The 1,580-nt window shown below is 63.5% G+C and carries 1 protein-coding gene and 1 pseudogene; both read right to left on the bottom strand.

Translation table 11 applies throughout. From position 1 onward, the window contains the following. Nucleotides 1-730, bottom strand: a 730-nt coding sequence (locus tag Q1W26_RS02575) for an elongation factor Tu (RefSeq protein ID WP_300435466.1), incomplete at its 3' end; no start/stop codon positions are given. Nucleotides 731-881: 151 nt separating this feature from the next. After that, nucleotides 882-1,580, bottom strand: a pseudogene (fusA, locus tag Q1W26_RS02570) (elongation factor G); the annotation flags it as partial.

Here is a 1,580-nt window from a genome sequence, read left to right as displayed (position 1 = left end):
CTTCGCCGACCTTGATGATGCCGCGCTCGATACGGCCGGTCACCACGGTGCCGCGGCCGGAGATGGAGAACACGTCTTCCACGGGCATCAGGAACGCGCCGTCAACGGCACGGTCGGGCGTGGGGATGTAGGTGTCCAGCGCCTCGGCCAGCTTCATGATGGCTTCTTCGCCCAGCGGGCCCTTGTCGCCTTCCAGGGCGAGCTTGGCCGAGCCGTGGATGATGGGGGTGGCATCACCGGGGAAGTCGTACTTGTCCAGGAGTTCGCGCACTTCCATCTCGACCAGCTCGAGCAGCTCGGCGTCGTCGACCATGTCGCACTTGTTCAGGAACACGATGATGTAAGGCACGCCCACCTGGCGGGCCAGCAGGATGTGCTCGCGGGTCTGGGGCATGGGGCCGTCAGCGGCCGAGCACACCAGCACGGCGCCGTCCATCTGGGCGGCTCCGGTGATCATGTTCTTCACATAGTCGGCGTGGCCGGGGCAGTCCACGTGGGCGTAGTGGCGGTTGGCCGTCTCGTATTCCACGTGTGCGGTGTTGATGGTGATGCCGCGGGCCTTCTCTTCGGGCGCTGCGTCGATCTGGTCGTAGGCCTTGGCGGCACCGCCAAACTTGGCCGCCAGCACGGTCGTGATCGCCGCCGTCAGCGTCGTCTTGCCGTGGTCCACGTGACCAATGGTGCCCACGTTGACGTGCGGCTTGGTCCGCTCAAATTTCTCTTTTGCCATTTTCAATTCCTAAAGAACAAACCCGTGTCACGGTTTAAGGTCTGCATCACACTGCTGGTTCGCCCCGCACGGGGACAGGGCGGCGCGTGATCGCAGACCGGCTAAAACTTTGCGAAGGCAGAGCGCTTGCGGCGCCCTGCCTTCAGTGCCTTTACTTGGCGCGCGCAGCAACGATGGCTTCGGCCACGTTGCGCGGTGCTTCGGCGTAGTGCTTGAACTCCATCGAGTACGTGGCACGGCCTTGCGACATCGAACGCAGGGTCGTGGAGTAGCCGAACATTTCGGACAGGGGCACTTCTGCCTTGATGGCCTTGCCGCCACCGACCATGTCTTCCATGCCCTGCACCATGCCGCGACGGCTGGACAGATCGCCCATCACGTTGCCGGCGTAGTCTTCTGGCGTCTCCACTTCCACGGCCATCATGGGCTCGAGGATCACCGGGCTGGCCTTGCGGCAGCCTTCCTTGAAGCCGAAGATGGCGGCCATCTTGAAGGCCATTTCGGACGAGTCCACGTCGTGGTACGAACCGAAGTGCAGCGTGACCTTGACGTCCACCACCGGGTAACCGGCGAGCACGCCCGTGGTCAGCGCTTCGATCACGCCTTTTTCCACGGCGGGGATGTACTCGCGCGGCACCACACCGCCCTTGATGGCGTCGACGAACTCGAAGCCCTTGCCGGCTTCATTGGGCTCGATCTTGAACACCACGTGACCGTACTGGCCCTTGCCGCCCGACTGGCGAACGAACTTGCCTTCAGAGTCTTCCACCGTCTTGCGGATGGTTTCGCGGTAGGCCACCTGGGGCTTGCCCACGTTGGCTTCCACGCCGAATTCGCGCTTCATGCGGTC

Origin of the sequence: Zoogloea sp. (assembly GCF_030157465.1) — a bacterium.
GTDB lineage: Bacteria > Pseudomonadota > Gammaproteobacteria > Burkholderiales > Rhodocyclaceae > Zoogloea.
The sequence above is the reverse complement of the archived record's forward strand: the minus strand, read 5'-3'. Positions and strand labels throughout refer to the sequence as shown.